Annotated in this window: 17 protein-coding genes; 10 read left to right on the forward strand and 7 right to left on the reverse strand. The window is 63.4% G+C overall.

Annotated features, from left to right (window positions below):
* The first annotated feature begins 249 nt into the window (after nucleotides 1–249).
* From DW352_RS10725 to DW352_RS10750, 6 genes are read left to right on the forward strand one after another with little or no spacing between them, the layout of a single operon-like run.
* Nucleotides 250–1,050, forward strand: coding sequence for an ABC transporter permease (locus DW352_RS10725; RefSeq protein ID WP_115691077.1), 801 nt, complete (start codon nucleotides 250–252; stop codon nucleotides 1,048–1,050).
* 32 nt (nucleotides 1,051–1,082) lie between these two features.
* Nucleotides 1,083–2,033, forward strand: coding sequence for an ABC transporter substrate-binding protein (locus DW352_RS10730; protein WP_115691079.1), 951 nt, complete (start codon nucleotides 1,083–1,085; stop codon nucleotides 2,031–2,033).
* An 8-nt stretch (nucleotides 2,034–2,041) separates the two neighbouring features.
* The gene (locus DW352_RS10735; protein ID WP_115691081.1) at nucleotides 2,042–2,863 is read left to right on the forward strand and encodes an ABC transporter ATP-binding protein; all 822 of its coding nucleotides are present in this window, start codon (nucleotides 2,042–2,044) and stop codon (nucleotides 2,861–2,863) included.
* Nucleotides 2,864–2,867: 4 nt separating this feature from the next.
* Nucleotides 2,868–4,577 (forward strand): FAD-binding protein, encoded by a 1,710-nt coding sequence (locus DW352_RS10740; RefSeq protein WP_115691083.1) that lies wholly within the window; start codon nucleotides 2,868–2,870, stop codon nucleotides 4,575–4,577.
* Complete coding sequence (locus tag DW352_RS10745; protein WP_115691085.1) at nucleotides 4,574–4,927, forward strand: 2Fe-2S iron-sulfur cluster-binding protein; 354 nt, start codon at nucleotides 4,574–4,576, stop codon at nucleotides 4,925–4,927. The genes DW352_RS10740 and DW352_RS10745 overlap by 4 nt, the downstream gene beginning before the upstream one ends.
* A gap of 32 nt (nucleotides 4,928–4,959) precedes the next feature.
* Nucleotides 4,960–7,311 carry a xanthine dehydrogenase family protein molybdopterin-binding subunit gene (locus DW352_RS10750; RefSeq protein WP_115691087.1) on the forward strand — a complete coding sequence of 784 codons (2,352 nt, stop codon included), beginning with the start codon at nucleotides 4,960–4,962 and terminating at the stop codon, nucleotides 7,309–7,311.
* 11 nt (nucleotides 7,312–7,322) lie between these two features.
* On the opposite strand, the gene hpaD is transcribed toward DW352_RS10750, so the two are convergent.
* The 6 genes from hpaD to DW352_RS10780 form a co-directional block, all read right to left on the reverse strand.
* Entirely contained in the window at nucleotides 7,323–8,303 is a 981-nt protein-coding gene (gene hpaD / locus DW352_RS10755; protein WP_115691089.1) for a 3,4-dihydroxyphenylacetate 2,3-dioxygenase, read from the reverse strand.
* Nucleotides 8,304–8,400: 97 nt separating this feature from the next.
* Nucleotides 8,401–9,678, reverse strand: a complete 1,278-nt coding sequence (locus DW352_RS10760; RefSeq protein ID WP_115691091.1) for a TRAP transporter large permease — start codon at nucleotides 9,676–9,678, stop codon at nucleotides 8,401–8,403.
* Complete coding sequence (locus DW352_RS10765) at nucleotides 9,675–10,175, reverse strand: TRAP transporter small permease (protein ID WP_115691093.1); 501 nt, start codon at nucleotides 10,173–10,175, stop codon at nucleotides 9,675–9,677. Before DW352_RS10765 ends, DW352_RS10760 begins: the two co-directional genes overlap by 4 nt.
* A 30-nt stretch (nucleotides 10,176–10,205) precedes the next feature.
* The gene (locus tag DW352_RS10770) at nucleotides 10,206–11,207 is read right to left on the reverse strand and encodes a TRAP transporter substrate-binding protein (RefSeq protein ID WP_115691095.1); all 1,002 of its coding nucleotides are present in this window, start codon (nucleotides 11,205–11,207) and stop codon (nucleotides 10,206–10,208) included.
* Between the two features lie 45 nt (nucleotides 11,208–11,252).
* Nucleotides 11,253–12,029, reverse strand: a complete 777-nt coding sequence (locus DW352_RS10775) for a glutathione S-transferase family protein (protein ID WP_115691097.1) — start codon at nucleotides 12,027–12,029, stop codon at nucleotides 11,253–11,255.
* 76 nt (nucleotides 12,030–12,105) lie between these two features.
* Nucleotides 12,106–13,311, reverse strand: a complete 1,206-nt coding sequence (locus DW352_RS10780; RefSeq protein WP_162826904.1) for a flavin-dependent monooxygenase — start codon at nucleotides 13,309–13,311, stop codon at nucleotides 12,106–12,108.
* A 208-nt stretch (nucleotides 13,312–13,519) separates the two neighbouring features.
* On the opposite strand from DW352_RS10780, the gene DW352_RS10785 reads away from it, so the two are divergent.
* Nucleotides 13,520–14,026: a flavin reductase family protein gene (locus DW352_RS10785; RefSeq protein ID WP_115691101.1), complete on the forward strand. Its 507-nt coding sequence runs from the start codon at nucleotides 13,520–13,522 to the stop codon at nucleotides 14,024–14,026.
* 72 nt (nucleotides 14,027–14,098) lie between these two features.
* On the forward strand, nucleotides 14,099–14,623 hold the full coding sequence (locus DW352_RS10790) for a MarR family winged helix-turn-helix transcriptional regulator (RefSeq protein ID WP_115691103.1): 525 nt from the start codon (nucleotides 14,099–14,101) through the stop codon (nucleotides 14,621–14,623).
* Here the strand turns inward: DW352_RS10790 and DW352_RS10795 are convergent.
* Complete coding sequence (locus DW352_RS10795) at nucleotides 14,598–15,587, reverse strand: amidohydrolase family protein (RefSeq protein ID WP_115691105.1); 990 nt, start codon at nucleotides 15,585–15,587, stop codon at nucleotides 14,598–14,600. The genes DW352_RS10790 and DW352_RS10795 overlap by 26 nt on opposite strands.
* 124 nt (nucleotides 15,588–15,711) lie before the next feature.
* On the opposite strand from DW352_RS10795, the gene DW352_RS10800 reads away from it, so the two are divergent.
* Together DW352_RS10800 and DW352_RS10805 are read left to right on the forward strand one after the other, a co-directional pair.
* Complete coding sequence (locus DW352_RS10800) at nucleotides 15,712–16,785, forward strand: maleylacetate reductase (RefSeq protein WP_115691107.1); 1,074 nt, start codon at nucleotides 15,712–15,714, stop codon at nucleotides 16,783–16,785.
* A gap of 23 nt (nucleotides 16,786–16,808) precedes the next feature.
* Complete coding sequence (locus DW352_RS10805) at nucleotides 16,809–17,678, forward strand: intradiol ring-cleavage dioxygenase (RefSeq protein ID WP_115691109.1); 870 nt, start codon at nucleotides 16,809–16,811, stop codon at nucleotides 17,676–17,678.
* The last annotated feature ends 41 nt before the right edge of the window (nucleotides 17,679–17,719 follow it).

Raw genomic sequence — 17,719 nt, forward strand, 5'->3', positions numbered from 1 at the left:
CGGCGAAGGTCGGATAGTCTCGCTCGGCCAAAAATGTTTGTGGGCCGAACCTCTGGCACGTCTTGTGCGTAGCCAGAACAGTCACGCGCCGCCTCCGCCGACAAGCGCGCGTGACTTGTCTTGTTTTATTGGCACCACCATGCCGCGAAGCGAGATTGATACGCTGCGACCCTTGGCATGTTTATCGGCAATTTTTCATGCTTATAGATAAAGCTAGCCATCTCACATCAGACCCGTGACGTTGAATTGATGAGTACGAGCGCCGTTAAAGATCAACCGAAGCTCCCTGCACGCACGGGAAACCGCACCCTGCGCCTCGTCGCGGAGCGGCTTGCCGTCTTTCTAGGCGCCATCGCAATCTGGGAACTCGCGGCGCGGACGATCGTCGATCCTTTCTGGATCAGCCGCCCCTCCCTCGTCGCTCAGCGGCTCTATCAGATGGCCGTCTCCGGCGATCTTGTGTGGCACGCCCAGACGACCGTCTGGCAGGCGCTGCTCGGTTCGGCGCTCGGCCTCATCTGCGGCGTCGGCCTCGGCGCCGCGCTCGCCTATCGTCCGCGGCTCGCGGCAGCGGTCGATCCGATCCTGATGGGACTCTATAGCCTGCCGCGCATCGCGCTCGCACCGCTCTTTATTCTCTGGTTCGGCATCGGCCTGCTTTCCAAGGTGATGATGGTCTTCTCCTTGGTGGTGTTCATCTTCCTGTTGAACACCATGCAGGGTCTGCGTGCGGTCGATCCCGATCTCGTCGATCTCATGCGGTCGATGCGCGCCAAACGCGCCTTCATCGCCCGACGTGTTCTCTTTCCGTCGATTGTGCCCTGGCTCGTGACCGCGGCGCGCATCAGCGTCGGCCTTGCGCTCATCGGCTCCGTGCTCGGCGAACTGCTCGGTGCCAACCGCGGGCTCGGCTGGTACGTCGAAAATGCGAGCGGCCGCCTCGATACGACCGGTGTCTTCGCCGGTCTCGTCCTGCTCATGATTATCGCGGTTATTCTCAACACCGCCGTCGATTTGGTCGAACGCTGGCTCGTGCCGGAGCGCACGTAGCGATTTCCTTCAACACAACGGACAAGTTCATCATGACATCGAAGTACAGCCTTATTGCCTTGGCGTTTGCCGCCAGCCTCATGGCTCTTCCGGCTCAGGCGCAAACCAAAGTCACCGGCGGCGTCGCGGCCTACAACGAGGCGCTGCTGCCGGTCTACACCGCGAAGGAAAAGGGCTATTACACTGCGGAAGGCATCGCGCTCGAATTCGTCGACTTCAAAGGCGGCGGCCCGGCCGTCCAGGCGCTCGCCGGCGGCAGCATCGACGTTTGCTTCTGCGCCGCCGACCATGTGATCCGGCTGCGCGCGCGGCGTCAGCCGGCGGTCATTCTCGTCGGCCTCGACACGTATCACTCCTATGCGCTGGTCGCGAAGGCCGACAATCCGGCCAAGAGCCTCGCCGACCTCAAAGGCAAGCGCATCGGCATCACAGCGCCGGGCTCGCTGACCGACAACACGATCCGCTATTCGATCAAGGAACTCGGCCTCAATCCGGACCGCGACTTCGAACTGTCCGGCGCCGGCGGCGGCGCGGCGATGAAGGCGGCGATCGATAGCGATCGCGTAGCGGCGGGTCTTGCTATCCTCACCGACGTCGCGAACATGATGAAGACGCCGGGCGCCTACAAGATCGTGCTCGACTATCGTACCCTGCCCTACCCGTCCTTCGCCGCGCTCGCGCTCGAGAGTTTCGTGAAGGGCAATCCGAAGGCGGCAAAGGGATTTGCCCGCGCCACGGTCAAGGCCATGGACGAACTGTCGAAAGATCCGGAACTTGCCAAGGCGATGATCCAGAAGATGTACCCCAACTTCTCGCCGGAGCTCGCGGCGGAAGTGGCCAAAAGCTCGGTCGCGCGCGCGCCGAAGGGGGGCATCGTCACCAAGGAGTCGATCGACAATCTCAACAAGATCGTGCTCGCCACCGACGATTCTCTTAAGCCTGTGACGCTCGAACAGGCTTTCGACGCCTCGGTGCTGAAGTAAGCAAGCCCATGGACGACAAAACGCGGATCGCGCCCAACCAAACGGCTGCTTTGCGGCCTGAGGAGGCGCGTCCACGCGTTGTGCTGGAAGGCGTGGGCAAGGACTTCACCGGCACCGACGGTGCGACCTTCACCGTCCTCGACAAAGTCGACCTCACGATTGCCGACCGCGAATTCATTGCCATCGTCGGCCCCAGTGGCTGCGGCAAGTCGACCCTGCTGCGGCTGATCTCCGGACTGATGCCGCCGACACGCGGCCAGGTAATCGTCGACGGTGCGACGGTGACCGAGCCGCCGCCCGACGTCGGCTTCATGTTCCAGCGCGATACATTGATGCCTTGGGCGACGGTTGCACAGAACATCGCGCTCGGCCTCGAACTCAACGGCACGCCGAAGGGCGAGCGCGACGCGCGGATCGCCGAGCTGATCGACCTTCTCGGCCTCACCAAATTTCGCGACTTCCGTCCTGCTTCTTTGTCCGGCGGCATGCGCCAGCGCGTGGCCCTCGGCCGCCTGCTCGCTTATGCACCGGCGCTCTATCTCATGGATGAGCCGTTCGGCGCGCTCGACGCCATGACCAAAATGGCCATGGGCCGCGAACTGCTGCGCATCTGGAGCCGTTACGACAAGAGCGTCGTGTTCGTGACCCACGACATCGAGGAAGCCGTCGGCTTGTCCGACCGCGTCATCGTCATGGCTGCCGGCCCCGGCCGGATCGTCTCGGAATACGTCGTCGATTTGCCGCGCCCACGGGACTTCCGTGCGGTAAGAATGATGCCGGAGTTCCGTTCGCTCTGCGAAACCATATGGCACGACATCGGAGTGGAATAACGCAATGCATCTTGAGACCGATGTTCTGGTAATCGGTGCCGGCGGCGCCGGCATGTACGCCGCACTCGAAGCGGCCAAAGGCGGCTCGTCCGTGATCCTCGCCGACCGTAGCCTGATCGGCCGTGGCGGCGCCACGGTCATGGCGATGATGACGGTCGCGGTCGCACTCGGCGCGCAGACGCCGGACCACTGGGAGTATCACCTCGCCGACACGCTCGCCGCCGGGCATGGCCTTTGCGACGAACGGCTTTCCGCCATCCTCTGCGAGGACGGACCGAAGCGCATCCTGGAACTCGACGAATGGAAGGTCGGCTGGGCACGCGAGAACGGCCATATCAAGCAAGCGCATGCGCCGGGCCACGACCGGCCGCGCTGCGCTTACGTCGACTTTCTGCGTACAGGTCCCGCCGTATCGAAAACATTGCGCGGCCGGCTGATCGGTATCCCGGAGGTACGCCGTGTCGGCGACTTGATGATCGTCGACATCGCGCTCAACGGCGACGGCGTCGCTTGCGGCGCAACCGCAATCGACATGCAGACCGGCGCGCCGGTGACCATCGCCGCCAAGGCCGTGATCATCGCCACCGGCGGCCTCACACGACTCTACCGGCGCAACAGCGCCTCGTTCAACATGGGTGGCGACGGCTATGCGCTGGCGCTGCGCGCCGGTGCACAGCTCATCGATATGGAGTTCGTGCAGTTTTTCCCAATCGGCCATCTTGCCCCGCGTCTCGTCGGCCTCGATCCGATCATGTGGGATCCGTTCCGCTACAAGCTCGGCGGCACGCTGCTCAACGGCGAAATGGAAGAGTTCGAGCACCGCTACGCCAACGCCAACAAACGCAATGACGGTCAGTACGTGCTCACCCGCGATCTCGCGACCTATGCCATCACGCAGGAAGTCGAGGCCGGACGCGGCAGCCCGGCCGGCGGTGCTTACCTGAGCTTCCAGCACGTACCGGAAAGCGAGCTGCGGCGCTCCTTCGGCCCGGTGATCGACACACTCGCGGCCAACGGCATCGATCTCACCAAGCAGCCGATCGAGGTCTCGCCGATCGCGCACTATCACATGGGCGGCGTCCGCGTGGACACGCGTTTTGCCACCGGCGTGCCGAACCTCTACGCCTGCGGCGAAGCCGTAGGTGGCGCTAATGGCGCCAACCGTCTGTCCGGCAACGGCATCACCGAAGCCTTCACTTTCGGCGCCCGCGCCGGCGAAAGCGCGGCGGAAACCGTGCGTAAATCGCCGGCCCGCTGGTCTCCGGATGCGGCCGCGCCGGCGCTCGATCTGCTCAAGCGCCGGACGGCCAAGCTCGCCGCGAACCCGGCGGAGCTCGTCGTCGAATTGCAGGCGCTGATGACGGACAAGGTCGGCCCCTTCCGCACCGGCGACAAGCTCGACAGCGCGCTGGCCGATGTCGAACGTATAGCCGCCGCGATCGGCGACGATCCGATGGCCGCCGGCACACCCTACGACGCCGTGCTGCTCGACTGGCTCGACCTGCGCAACATGCTATTGGTCGCCAAGAGCGTGATCATCGGCGCAAAGGCCCGCACCGAAAGCCGCGGCGCCCATCAGCGCGAGGACTTCCCCGGTCTCAACGACGACGCTTGGCTGTGCAACCAGGTCGCAACGCTGAAGGGCGGCGACCTCAGCCTCGAAAAGGTGCCGGTCTATCAGGCGCCACCCAAGAAAGTGAGCATCCCGGCATGAACGCAACCCTGATCATCCGCCGCGGCGATCCGCAGAAGCCGGCGAGCGACGCGCGCTTCGAGGTGCCCTTCGCGCCGGGCCAGACGGTGCTCGACGGCCTGCGCTGGGTGCGCAGCCAGATCGATCCGTCCTTGGCGTTCCGCTTCTCCTGCATCAACGCCAATGCGTGCAAGGAATGCATGATGGTGATCGATGGTGAGGTCGATTACGCCTGCACCACGCGCCTGCACGAAGGCGAGATGACGCTCGCGCCGCTGCCGAACAAGGTGTTGATCGGCGACCTCGTCACCGAGATCGCACCGCCGGACGAGCGGCTGACGCCCAAGGCGAAGGTGCGCAAGGCGACCTGACATATGCGGCCGGCCGGGGCGATCGTTCAACCATGAGCGCCGACGGTGGCCATCGCCGGCTGGTCGGCGCGCGCGTACGGCGTCTCGAAGACCCCGCTCTGTTGCGCGGGCGTGGCCGCTATGTCGGGGACATCGCTCCAGCCGGGATGCTGCACGCCGCTTTCGTGCGCAGCCAGCACGCGCATGCCCTCATCAAATCGATTGATGTCACGGCCGCCCGGGCGCTTGAAGGCGTGCATGCGGTCTACACCGCCGCCGACCTCGCCCATCATCTCAAGCATCCGCGCATCCCGGTCGGCATGCCGAGCGGTGCGATCCGCCATGTGCTCGATCCGGAAGTGCTGACGAGCCGCGAAGTCTGTCACGTCGGCGAAGCCCTTGCACTGGTCGTCGCCGAGAGCCGATCCATCGCCGAGGACGCGGCCGGATTGGTCGATATCGATTACGAGGTCTTGCCGCCGGTCGTCGACCCGGTCGCGGGGCTGACGAACGGCGCGCCGCAGGCGCGGCTCGACTGCGCCGACAATCTCGCCGCCGCCTTCCGTGTCAATTACGGCGATTGCGACAGCGCTTTCAATAAAGCCGCCGTCGTCATCACCGAACATTTCGAGCTGCACAAAGGCGGCGGGCATTCGATCGAAGGCCGCGGCCTACTAGCGCAGTTCGACGGCGGCCTCGATCAACTCGTCGTCTTCGACTCGACGCAGATGCCGCACCGCGCCAAGGCGCTGATCGCGACCATGCTCGGCCTTGCCGAGTATCGCGTGCGTGTGGTCGCGCCCGATGTCGGTGGCGGCTTTGGTCCGAAATTCGTCTTCTATCCTGAGGAGGTCGCGATCCCGCTCGCGGCAATGCTGCTCAGGCGTCCGGTGCGCTGGCTCGAAGACGGCTACGAGCGTTTCACGGCGACGACGCAGGAGCGCGATCAAGTCTGGGACATCTCGGCCGCCGCCGATGCCGAAGGCCACCTGCTCGGCGTGCGCGGCACGCTGGTCCATGACCACGGCGCTTATACGCCGTATGGCATCGCCCTGCCCGGCAACTCGGCGACCAATTTCATTGGGCCGTATGTGCTGCCGGCTTTCGATCTAGACTTAAAGCTCGTCATCACCAACATGATCCCGGCGACGCCGACGCGCGGCGCCGGCCGACCGCAAGGCACCTTCGTGATGGAGCGCCTGCTCGATCGGCTGGCTGAGCGTCTCGGCCTCGACCGCGCCGAGGTGCGCCGCCGCAATCTCATCGTTCCCAGGCAGATGCCCTACGTCACCGGCGTCAAGACGCGCGATGGCGGCACCATGACCTATGACAGCGGCGATTATCCGCGTTGTCAGGCCGATGCCCTGCAGAAAGCCGGCTGGGCGGACTTCCCGGCGCGGCAACGTGCGGCGCGCGCACAGGGCCGCTATCTCGGCATCGGCCTGTCCAACTATGTCGAAGGCACAGGGCGCGGACCGTTCGAAGCGGCGGGCGTGCGCATCGGGCCCTCCGGCCGTATCGTCATCACCACCGGCGCGACGGCACAGGGCCAAGGCACAGCGACCATCCTGGCGCAGATCTGCGCCGACGAACTCGGCGTCGACATGAGCATGATCGACGTTATCGCGGGCGATACAGCAGCGACCGCGGTCGGCCTCGGTGCGTTCGCCAGCCGTCAAGCCGCAACGGCCGGCCCGGCTGTGTTGGCCGCAAGCCGCACCGTGAAAGAGAAGATCCTGGCGGCGGCAACCAGCCAACTCGAAGTCGCGCCCGCGGATCTCATCTTGCGCGACGGCCGCGTCGAAGTCGCCGGGGCGCCGGGATCTGGGACGACCATCGCCGCCCTCGCCCAAGCGCTGCAAGGCCTGCCCGGCTATGCCCTGCCCGGCGGACTCGAGCCCGGGCTCGGCGCCGACGCCATCTTCTCTGTCAACGCCATCACTTATTCGAACGGCACGCACGTCGTCGAGGTTGAGGTCGATCCCGACACCGGCGCCGTCAAACTTCTGCGCTATGTCGTCGTTCACGACTGCGGCCGGCTGATCAATCCGACGCTCGTCGAAGGCCAGATCCTCGGCGGTGTCGTGCACGGCATCGGCCAGGCGCTCTACGAATGGATGCGCTACGGCGAAGACGGTCAGCCGCTGACCACGCAATACGCCGACTATCTCTTGCCGATTGCGAATTGCGTGCCGCCGATCGAGATCACGCACCTGGAATCGCCGACGCCGCTCAATCCGCTCGGCGTGAAAGGCGCGGGCGAAAGCGGCACCATCCCCGCTGCCGCCGCCATTGCGTCGGCGGTGGAGGACGCGCTGAGGCCATTCGACGCGAAGATTTATCAGCTGCCGATCACGCCCATGCGCGTGCGCGCCGCTCTATCGAAATCGCAGCGGCGTAATTAGGCCGCGCTCATTCACGGCGCAACGATCGGCTGTGCTTCGAGGATGGGCGCTTTCGGCGTCACGCCGTCGAACAGGCTGCCTTCCTCGAACCATGACCGCGGCGCCGGCGCCCCCCACAAAGTTTGCCGCTGCGGGTCCTTCAAATCCCATTTGATCGGCTCAAGATCGGGATCGACGGTCTGATAGTCGGAGCAGTAAATCTCGATGCGATGGCCGTCCGGATCGCGCACGTAGAGGAAGAAAGCATTGGATATGCCGTGCCGGCCAGGCCCACGTTCGATGTTGCCGACGTAGCCGGTGGTCGCCATGAGATCGAGCAGATCGATGATCGCGATCGGATGCGGCACCCAGAAAGCGACGTGGTGGAGCCGCGGACCGCGGCCATTCGTGAAGGCAATATCGTGAACACCGCCCTTGCGATGGGTCCATGCCGCCCATAGCCGCTTCGACACGTCGTCTTCGGTGTATTCGGTCACGCGAAAGCCGATCTCGTTGTAGAAAGCCACCGACTCGTCGACGTCCGGCGAGAAGCAATTGAAGTGGTCGATCCGCAAAGGCTTCACGCCTTTATAGAGCGCATATTGCTGGTGGATCGGCGGCAGCCGCTCCATTCGGCAGTAGAGCTCCAAGGGAACACCCTGCACGTCGCAGGTGCGCAACGTGCGCGATTGGAACGGCCGCTCGACCCATTCGGTCGGCAGCCCTTTAGCGCCGAAGAAGGCCTCGGCGCGGTCCAAATCCCCCTCGTCGTACACCTTGAAGCCTAGATGACCGGCGCGTGGCGTATCGCCCAGGCACAGGACGATGCAGTGATGGCCCCTCTCCTCCAGCGCCCGCAAATGGATCTCGCGATTACCCTCGTGCGTCACCTGCAGGCCCAAGGTGTCGACATAGAATGCTCGGCTCTTGGCGAGATCCGTGACGACCAGCTCGATATGACTGAGGCGGACAATATTGAACGGCGGATAGAGGTTTGGCACGGGAACCGGCATGATGCTGCCTCAAGGCGAACGTGGTCACGGCGTCTGAGCCACTATACTGGCGCGCCTTCTCGCGCCGCGCCAGCGCCTTGATACCGCCCCACGCTGGTCAGCCCATGAAAAGCCGGACGCCGATCAGCGAGATCTGTGGGATGTAGGTGATCGCGACCAGCACCAGCAGATACAGGATCACGAAGGGTATGATGCCTTTGTAGATCTGCTTCAAATCGATGCCCAATACCGACTGCGCCACGAAGATGTTGATCCCGAACGGCGGATGAAAGAGACCGATCGCAAGATTGACCATGAACACGATGCCGAAGTGAACCGTGTCGATCCCCAGCGATTTCGCGATCGGGATCAACAGCGGCGTCAGCAAGAGAATGCAGGACAACGGATCGAGGAAGCATCCGGTAAACAGCAGCAGAACGTTGACGACCAGCAGGAACTGCCAGGGCGACACTTCAAAGTGTTGGATGGTCGCGACCAACATCGCCGGCACCTGATTGACGGTCAGAATCCAGGCGAAGACGCCGGCGCAGGCGACAATGATGAGGATCTGGGCCGTGAAGCGCACGGTCGCCACGGCGGCTTCGACAATATCGCCGAATGTCAGCTCGCGGAAGACGAAGCGCGTCACGAAGGCCGCATAGACACAGGCGACCGCGGCCGCCTCGGTCGGCGAGAAGACGCCGCCGTAAATGCCGCCCAAGATGATGGCCGGCGCGCCAAGCGCCCAAAGGCCGCGCAATGTCGCGGCGACGAAACGCGTGCCGTTGAACGGCTCGCCCTTGCCGAACCCGCCGACCCACGCGCGCACAATAACATAGCCGCCGATGACCAGCGCCAGCAGCAGGCCGGGCACAATACCGGCCGCGTAGAGGCGCGGCACAGACTCCTGCGCGGCCGCGCCGTAAACGATCATGGGAATGCTCGGCGGGATGATGATGTCGATCGCCCCAATGGCGGTGATCAGGCCGGCCGAGAACGAAGCCGGGTATCCTGCGCGCACCATCGACGGATACATTACCTTGCCGATGGTTGCGACCGCGGCCGCGCTGACGCCGGAAATGGCACCAAAAATTGTCGCCGTGCCAACTGTTGTGACACCAAGGCTACCGCGCACCGAGCCGACGCCGGCCTGCACGAAATCGACCAGCCGTCTGGCCACCGAGCCGCGCCCCATCAACTCGCCAGCGTAGATAAAATAGGGAATGGCCAGCAGCGCATAGCCGTTGATCGAACCGAACAGGTTCTGATGCAGCACCGCGAGCGGCAGATGCATGAAGAAGACCAGCGCCACCGTCACTGACGTCAGCAGCACCAGGAAAATCGGGAAGCCGAAGAACAACAGTACGATAGGCAGAGCGCCGAGGGCGACGGTCATGGCCTCACCTCACCCTTCACTTGGTCGACGACGCGCAGGCGCTCGACCCCCCGGGCCAGTACAATCGCCGCGATCGCGAAGAAGCCGATGCACACGGCCGAATGCGGGATCCACATCGGGATGCCGGCGATGTCGCTCACCGCGCCGAGCGCAACGATTTTCGCGACGTAAGCATAGGACTGCGTGCCGACGAAGGCCGTGACCGCGAACATGACGGCCATTTCGATCGTGACGATGACCCGCTTGACGGGCAGCGGACACGCCTCAACGAAGACGTCCATCCGCAAATGCAGACTCCGCCAGGTGACGGCGGCCGACCCGACAAAGGCAATCCAGATCAGGATGTAGATTTCGACTTCATCGATCCCGAGCACGGAGAACGCACCGGTATAGCGGCCCAACACATTGGCGAAATCGAGCAGGATTGCGAGGATGAGGCCGAGCGCAAGAATACGCTCGGCCACGGTGACGATCCGATTTCCGACGCGTTCGATCATATGATTTCCGGCGCGATGACAGCGGTGAAGCTATTTCAGACGTGCCGACGCAGCCGTCAGCACGTCGTAGTCTTCTTTCAGCGTGGCATTGGCCTTGGTGATGTTCGGCAGCACGGACTGCACCTGATCGAGATAGGCCTTTTGTTCCGCCGGCGGCAACGTGATGATCTCGCCACCGTTCTTCTTCCAGATCTCGTACGTACGCTCGACGTCCTCGAGGCCGAATTTCTCGACCTTGCGCTGGGCGTTGAAGGCCTCCTCACGCACCATCGCCTCGAGTTCGGGGCCGAGCGATTTCAGGAAAGCCTTGTTCGCCATCACGGGCGCAATGAGGAACGCTCCCGGCAACACGGTCATGCCCTTCGCCAGATCGTAATATTTGAACGCGGTGAACACGGTCGCACTGGCGATGAGGCCGTCGATCGTGTGGTTCTGCATGGCAGACAGCACTTCGCCAAGCGGCATGGACACAGGGAGCGCACCAAGCTTGCGGAACGGCTCGACTTGGAGCGGCGCGGCGCCGGGCACGCGGATCTTCTGTCCCTTGAAGTCGTCGACCTTGCGGATAGCCTTGTGCGAGACCAACATCAGCGGCCCATGCGCGAAGATCGCGAGCGGCTCGATGCCTTTCGCAGCGCCGAAGGTCGCCAGCCGCGCACGGACCTGCGGGTCCGCGAAGACGCGCTGTGCCTGCGCCATGTCGGTGAACAGACCCGGCGCATCGAACACCTGCAGGCGTGGCTCCAGGCCGATAAGGAAGCCGCTCGCCGGCACCACCGCCTCGATGGTGCCCATTGCGGTGCCTTCGACGGTCGAGGGAATGGGACCGAGCTGGCTCGCCGGATAGTACTCGACCTTGATGCGGCCGCCGGAGCGGGCTTCAATGCCGGCCTTGAACTGCTTGGCCCACTCCTGCGACAGATCGTTGATGGTCGGCGAGGAGATCTTCATCGTGAACTGCTGGGCGGCCGCGGCGGTCGCCAATCCACAGGCAAGCGCAAGCGCGCAAGCAAGACGCAGTATCTGTCGCATAGGTTTCTCTCCCTCTATTTTTGTTGTCGGCTCGTTCAGCGGCCGTCAGGCGTCGGCCGGCATTGTGGCACGAAGTCCCACTTCCTCGTAGCCGCCGCCACTCTCGTCCGGCCAGAAAACGGCTGTCTTAAAAGCAGGGCGGACCGACAGGCGCTGATACCACTCATTCACGCGTGGCCGACGGCTCTTCGACCAGAACTGGTCGGCGCCAAGCGCCGACAACCGGAACATGTAAGGCGCCACGGCAATATCGGCGAGCGTGAACTCCGAGCCGACGATCCAAGGCCCCGGATCGAGCGTGGCCTCCACGCGGTCAAGCAGCTCCTCGATCATACCACGTGCGGCAGCGAGCTCGGCCTCAGCGATCTCGCCGCGCACCGCACGCGAGTGGACATCCTGGTAATATCGCATCGGTCGGCGCGCGGCTTGCTTGATGAGCTCCGCATCGCCCCAACGGTTGCGCAGCTTCGGCAGGATGTATTTCACGATCGTCAGCTTGACGATGCCGTCGAAGCCATCCTCGCACTTGCGAATGAACTCGCGCATCCGCGCCCTGCCGAGCGGGTCGGCCGGCATGAGCTTGGGCCCCGGGAATGCATCATCGATGTACTCGTTGATGATCGTGGATTCCCGTACCGGCTCACCATTATGTACGAGGGTCGGCACGATCCCGTCCGGATTGATCTTCAAGTAGTCCGGCTTGAGCTGATCGAACTTGAACAGATCGATATAGCGGCTCGTCCAAGCGACGCCCTTCTCCTCCAGCGCCATCCGGCAGCGCACGGAGCATACAGAACTCCAGAAATGATAGAGCTCAACCATAGCGTCTCTCCCTATCGTTATTTATTCTTGTCGTTGGGCCGCACCGTTTTCGGCGTCGGCTGTCATCGAACCCGCGCTAGTACTGCCCTCTCGGCTCCAACCCGAACATATGCTGGCCGTACATCGACCCGACGGCATCCCAGTTCAGGCTGATATGCGAACCTGCCGCGTGGATGTCGCGCCAGAAGCGTTGCAGCGGCTGCTTCGTTCCCAGCGCATTCCCACCCGCGGCGGTAAAGACCGCATCGACGGCCTGCACCAGGAGCTTGGTGGCGAAGGTATGCGTTAGACGGTTGCGCATGCGGGTCGGCACGTCGACCTGCTGATCGCGTTGGACGATATCGAGTGTCTCGGTAAGGTCGCGCGCGATCATGAGCTGCGCCGCATCGATGCAGGCGGTCGCCTCGGCGACGCGAAGTTGCACGGTCGCGAACTCGGTCATCTTGTTGTTGCCGCCCGCGACTGCGCCGCGGGTCGCGCGGCCGCTGATCTGTTCGACAAAGGTCGACAACGCGCCGCGCGCCATCCCGAGCACCGGCGCGAGCAGACATTGCGGCACGACCGCAAGCATAGGCTGCCTGTAGAGCGGGTTTGGGCTGGCCTTACTGCCGGGTGCCTGCCCGGTCAGGAGGTCGGAAAACAATGCGGTGCGGTAAGCCGGAACGAAGACATCATCCACCACGATCGTCTTGCTGCCCGTGCCGGCGAGCCCCATCGTGAACCAATCGTCATCGATGGTGAATTCGCTGCGCGGCACGAGGAGGAAGCCCGGCTTACTCCCGCCCTCGCCCGGCAGCATACCGCCGATCATGCCCCATTGTACGTTGTCGACCCCGCTCGCGAAGCTCCAGCGGCCGCTCAACCGGTAGCCGCCCGGTGTCGGTACGGCGCGTCCGCTTGGCGCATAAGAGGCGGCCGCGATCGCATCCGGGTTATCGTCCCAGACCTCGTGCTGAGCCTCCATCGGAAAGCACGCGATCAGCCACTGGTGCACGGCGCCGAGGCTGTAGACCCAACCGGTCGAGCCGTCGCCGCTGGCAATGGTTGCCACCGCCTCGACGAACACATCGTAGCCCAATTCGTAGCCGCCGAACGCCCGCGGCTGCATGATCTTGAAGAGTTCCGCCTCGCGCATGCGAGCGACCAGGTCGGCCGAAACCCGGCGGTTCCTCTCGGTTTCCGGGGCGGACTGCCGGGCCAATACGGCGATCTCACCAGCCCGCCGCAACAGATCGGCAACTTCGGGCCTGGACCTACCTTCCCTGACTACAGCTAGCGCCATCGCATAGTCCTCGCCGCAAGACGACCTCAATGGCAAAACGATAATCCCGCCCCAAAACCCGATCAAGAAATAATTTGCATTTGCAAATATTATTTTCTCGCTCGCTGCATCGCAACATCATTAGTCGCGAAAGAAACGGAAACTGCTCAACGCTTGCACGCCGCCACGCCAACAATTATTATCATTTGCAAATATTTTGGAGACGAACATGGCCCACCTGCCGCACGCCGCAAATGCCTTTCGCCTCGCCATGCGCCGGTTTGCCTCGACCGTATCGGTCATTTCGACACTGAATGACAACGTCCGTCACGCAATGACCGCGACGGCGGTGACGTCCCTTAGCATGGAGCCGCCGTCGCTTCTCGTCTGCGTCTATCGCGAATCGCGCTTTCACAAAGTCCTGCAAGACCAGGAGCTGTTCTGCGTGAATGTCCTGTACAGCGATCAATCCGAAGCGTCCCAGGCTTTTTCCAAACCGGCGACGGCACAGGATTACGACCGCTTCGGCTGGAGCAATGCCGATGGCTTTTGCTACCTGACCGATGCGCAGGCTAATCTGTTCTGCAGGAACACGCGGCAGATTTCCTTCGGCTCACACACGATCTTTATCGGGACGGTGCTGGACGTCACCCTCCGCGAAAGCGTTGCGCCCCTGATCTTCCAGAACGGCCAGTACGGCGCCCACATGCCGCTTACCGCCTCGCGCACGACGTAACGGGCGGAATCGGCTTGCACCGGCCGACCGCGTGCTTTAGTTGGGTTTATTCGTATATATGCGAATGAACCTATGTCGCGACGGCTGGTCCTCCAGGATTTCCTGCCTTATCTCCTCAACCGCGCCGGTATGAAAATCGGCTTGGTGTTTTCGCGCGACGTCGAGCCTTATGGCGTCACGTTGCCGATGTGGCGCGTCCTCATCGAGCTCTGGCACAAAGGCGACCACCGCCTCGGCGAATTGGCAGAGCGGACGACCATCGATCTTTCGACACTGTCGCGCTTGATCGTTTCCATGCAGCGCAAGCGCCTGGTGGTGAGGCGCCGCTCCGGTCTCGACCGCCGCGCCTTAAGCCTGGCTCTCACCGAAAAGGGCCTGGAACTCGTCGAGAAAGTAGCGCCTTACGCGCTTCATTACGAGCAAGTGGCCATGCAGGGCTTGAGCGAAAGCGAGATCGCTCAACTCAAGCACGCATTGCGGAAGGTTTTCGAAAACCTCGACGAGGCGACCCGGCGGAAGGCCGCCTCCGGCAAGACAGCGGCGCGCCGCGGCCGCCGCGCCAAAACCCCGATCACGTCCGATCGAGATTCAGCTTGAACAGATCGATCGCATTGGTGCGGCCGATCTTTACCCGATCCGCCTCGCTGATGCTTGTGGTGTCGAACCAGTCGGCCGCGTGATCGACGTTCTCGAAAGGCCAATCGGTCGAAAACAGGATGCGGTCGGCGCCGATTTCCAGGATCGCATCGATCAACGTCTGGGTGCGGAAATTGCCGGACGTCGTCAGATAGAAGTTGGCCTGGAAATACTCGCAAAGCTTCTTCTTGGCCGGGTAGCGCGGCGGCGCCTTGGCCCAGCCATTGCGGTTATCGATCCGCCACATGTTGTAAGGCAGCCCCTCGCCCAGATGGCCGAGGATGATGTCGAGCTTTGGATACTGATCGAAAAGACCCGACGCCATCATGCGTAGCGCGTGGACCGCCGTCTCCTGCGCGAAGGCCCAGGTCGGCCCCAACAGCCAGGGATGGCCGTCATAGATCGGCGCCATGCTCGGCAGCGGGTTGCGCGGATGCAGATAGAACGGCATGTCGAGCTTCTCGACCTCCGCCCAGAACGGCCAATACTGCGGAAGATCGTAATAGACGGCGCTGATTTCCTCGCGAACCTGCGAGAAACCGTTCACCAGCACGCCCTTGAAGCCGAGATCGCGAACGCAACGCTGCAATTCGCGCGCGGCAAGGTCCGGGTCCTGCATCGGCAAGGCCGCGAGTCCCTGAAAGCGGTCCGGCCGCTTGGCCACCTGCTCGGCCAAATAATCGTTGGCGCGGCGGGCGATCTCGTCAGCCTTCTTCGGGTCGGGAATGGCCTGCACCGTCGGCGCGTTGAGTGACAGCAGCATCATCTCCATGCCGTGCGCATCCATCTCGCGCAGTCGCGTGTCGTGAATGTCGATCAGCCGGTGGCTCAGCTCTTTCCAGTAGACCTCGGGCAGGAAGCCGGCCGAATCCTGCAGCGTCTCCTCGATGGCAAAGTGCTCTTCCAGCCCGATCTTGCCCTTCATCCGAAACCTCCCGCGTTGCCCTTTTTGGCGCGCCATCGCGCCGGCCCTTGCCAGAACGGCTATCGCGTTTTATTTTCATTTGCAAATATTTTCGCTCTTGCTCAGAGCGCCGCCGGTGAACGTCATGGAAACATTCGTCTACAACGGGCTTCCGACCCGGGTGATCTTCGGTAGCGGAACGGCGGCGCGCCTGCGCGCGGAGATCGAGCGGACGCCATGCCGACGCGCCTTCGTCGTCGGCACACGCGAGCAGGCAGCGAGCGTCGACGCCGTTGCCGCGTCGCTTGGTCCGATTGCGGTGGACACTTTTGCCGGCGCCGCGATGCATACGCCGACCGATGTCACGCAATCCGCGCTCGAACGCTTTAAAGAATGTGGTGCCGATTGCACCGTTGCCGTCGGCGGCGGCTCGGCCGTCGGCCTCGGCAAGGCGATCGCCTTGCGCACCGACGCGATGCAATTCGTGCTGCCGACAACCTATGCCGGCTCCGAGATGACGCCGATCCTAGGCGAGACGGAGAACGGCGTTAAGACGACGCAAAGATCGCCCAAAGTGCAGCCGGAGGTCGCGATCTACGACGTCGATCTGACCCTAACCTTGCCGGCGAAATTGTCGACAACGTCCGGCATGAACGCGATCGCGCACGCGGTGGAGGCCCTTTATGCCGAAGACCGCAACCCGATCATTTCGGTGATGGCCGAGCAGGCGATCACGGCCCTCGGCCGCGCCCTCCCCGTCATCGTCGCGAACCCGCAGGACAGACCGGCGCGGTCGGACGCGCTCTACGGCGCCTGGCTCTGCGGCATGTGTCTGGGATCGGTGGGCATGGCACTGCATCACAAGCTGTGCCACGTGCTCGGCGGCTCGTTCGACTTGCCGCATGCCGAAACGCACACCGTCGTCCTGCCGCACGCATTCGCGTATAACGCCGCGGCGGCGCCCGCGGCCGAACAGGTGCTTCGACGTGCGCTCGGCGGAAACGACGGCGCGCGCGCCTTGTTCGACCTCGCCGGCGCGCTCAAAGCGCCCACGAGCCTGCGCTCGCTCGGCATGCCGGAAGACGGTATCGACCATGCGGCCGATCTGGCGGTAAAGAACCCGTACTGGAATCCCCGCCCCCTGGAGCGCCAGGCGATCCGCGATCTCATTGCGGGCGCCTGGGCCGGCGAACCGCCGGTTTCCGGTGCCGAGGCTTGACATAAGAATTCGGAGGAAACGCCATGCGAAACTTCAACGAGAACACGATCACCGACGCGGTGCTCGACCGCATCAAGAACACGCCCGATCCGCGCCTGAAGCAGATTTTCACCTCGCTCGTGCGCCATCTGCACGATTTCGTCCGCGATGTACGCGTGACCGATGCGGAATGGGCCGCGGCGATCGACTTCCTCACGCGCACCGGTCAGAAGTGCGATGGCAATCGGCAGGAGTTCGTGCTGTTGTCGGATACGCTCGGCGTATCGATGCTGGTCGATGCCATCAATCACGGCACCTCCGGCAGCACGGAGACGACGGTGCTCGGCCCGTTCTACGTGCCCAACCCGCCGGAGTATCCGCTCGGCGCCGACATTCACGGCGGCATGAAGGGAGATCCGCTCTACGTGACGGGGCGCGTCACCTCGCTCGACGGCAAACCTTTGGACAACGCCATCGTCGATGTCTGGCATTCGGACGACGACGGCTACTACGACGTGCAACAGATCGAGAAGGTTGGTGGCCTGTCGGGCCGCGCCCGCTTCCGCACCGACCAGAATGGGGATTTCAACTTCTGGACGATCAAACCCGCGGCCTATCCGATCCCTTACGACGGCCCGGTCGGCGATATGCTGACCGTGCAGGCGCGTCACCCGTGGCGTCCCGCCCACGTACATTTCATGATCGAGGCGCCCGGCTACGAGAAAATCGCCACGCATGTCTTCGTCAATGGCGACCAGTATCTCGACAGCGATGCCGTGTTTGGCGTGAAAGACACACTCATCGCCGATTTCATCCACCATCGTCCCGGCACCGCGCCCGACGGCAAGACGATGGACAAGGATTACCACACACTCAACTTCGACTTCGCGCTGGCGCCCGCCCGCAAGGGGTAGCGAAAGAACAGGTCGTTTGGTGTCGCCGCAGCCGCCGACGG

This window comes from Pseudolabrys taiwanensis (assembly GCF_003367395.1).
Classification (GTDB): domain Bacteria; phylum Pseudomonadota; class Alphaproteobacteria; order Rhizobiales; family Xanthobacteraceae; genus Pseudolabrys; species Pseudolabrys taiwanensis.

What these genes read in the sequence shown, in the direction of transcription:
- DW352_RS10725 (WP_115691077.1), top strand. Translation starts at nt 250, where the DNA reads ATGAGTACGAGCGCCGTTAAAGATCAACCGAAGCTCCCTGCACGCACG.
- DW352_RS10730 (WP_115691079.1), top strand. Translation starts at nt 1,083, where the DNA reads ATGACATCGAAGTACAGCCTTATTGCCTTGGCGTTTGCCGCCAGCCTC.
- DW352_RS10735 (WP_115691081.1), top strand. Translation starts at nt 2,042, where the DNA reads ATGGACGACAAAACGCGGATCGCGCCCAACCAAACGGCTGCTTTGCGG.
- DW352_RS10740 (WP_115691083.1), top strand. Translation starts at nt 2,868, where the DNA reads ATGCATCTTGAGACCGATGTTCTGGTAATCGGTGCCGGCGGCGCCGGC.
- DW352_RS10745 (WP_115691085.1), top strand. Translation starts at nt 4,574, where the DNA reads ATGAACGCAACCCTGATCATCCGCCGCGGCGATCCGCAGAAGCCGGCG.
- DW352_RS10750 (WP_115691087.1), top strand. Translation starts at nt 4,960, where the DNA reads ATGAGCGCCGACGGTGGCCATCGCCGGCTGGTCGGCGCGCGCGTACGG.
- hpaD (WP_115691089.1), bottom strand. Translation starts at nt 8,303, where the DNA reads ATGCCGGTTCCCGTGCCAAACCTCTATCCGCCGTTCAATATTGTCCGC.
- DW352_RS10760 (WP_115691091.1), bottom strand. Translation starts at nt 9,678, where the DNA reads ATGACCGTCGCCCTCGGCGCTCTGCCTATCGTACTGTTGTTCTTCGGC.
- DW352_RS10765 (WP_115691093.1), bottom strand. Translation starts at nt 10,175, where the DNA reads ATGATCGAACGCGTCGGAAATCGGATCGTCACCGTGGCCGAGCGTATT.
- DW352_RS10770 (WP_115691095.1), bottom strand. Translation starts at nt 11,207, where the DNA reads ATGCGACAGATACTGCGTCTTGCTTGCGCGCTTGCGCTTGCCTGTGGA.
- DW352_RS10775 (WP_115691097.1), bottom strand. Translation starts at nt 12,029, where the DNA reads ATGGTTGAGCTCTATCATTTCTGGAGTTCTGTATGCTCCGTGCGCTGC.
- DW352_RS10780 (WP_162826904.1), bottom strand. Translation starts at nt 13,311, where the DNA reads ATGGCGCTAGCTGTAGTCAGGGAAGGTAGGTCCAGGCCCGAAGTTGCC.
- DW352_RS10785 (WP_115691101.1), top strand. Translation starts at nt 13,520, where the DNA reads ATGGCCCACCTGCCGCACGCCGCAAATGCCTTTCGCCTCGCCATGCGC.
- DW352_RS10790 (WP_115691103.1), top strand. Translation starts at nt 14,099, where the DNA reads ATGTCGCGACGGCTGGTCCTCCAGGATTTCCTGCCTTATCTCCTCAAC.
- DW352_RS10795 (WP_115691105.1), bottom strand. Translation starts at nt 15,587, where the DNA reads ATGAAGGGCAAGATCGGGCTGGAAGAGCACTTTGCCATCGAGGAGACG.
- DW352_RS10800 (WP_115691107.1), top strand. Translation starts at nt 15,712, where the DNA reads ATGGAAACATTCGTCTACAACGGGCTTCCGACCCGGGTGATCTTCGGT.
- DW352_RS10805 (WP_115691109.1), top strand. Translation starts at nt 16,809, where the DNA reads ATGCGAAACTTCAACGAGAACACGATCACCGACGCGGTGCTCGACCGC.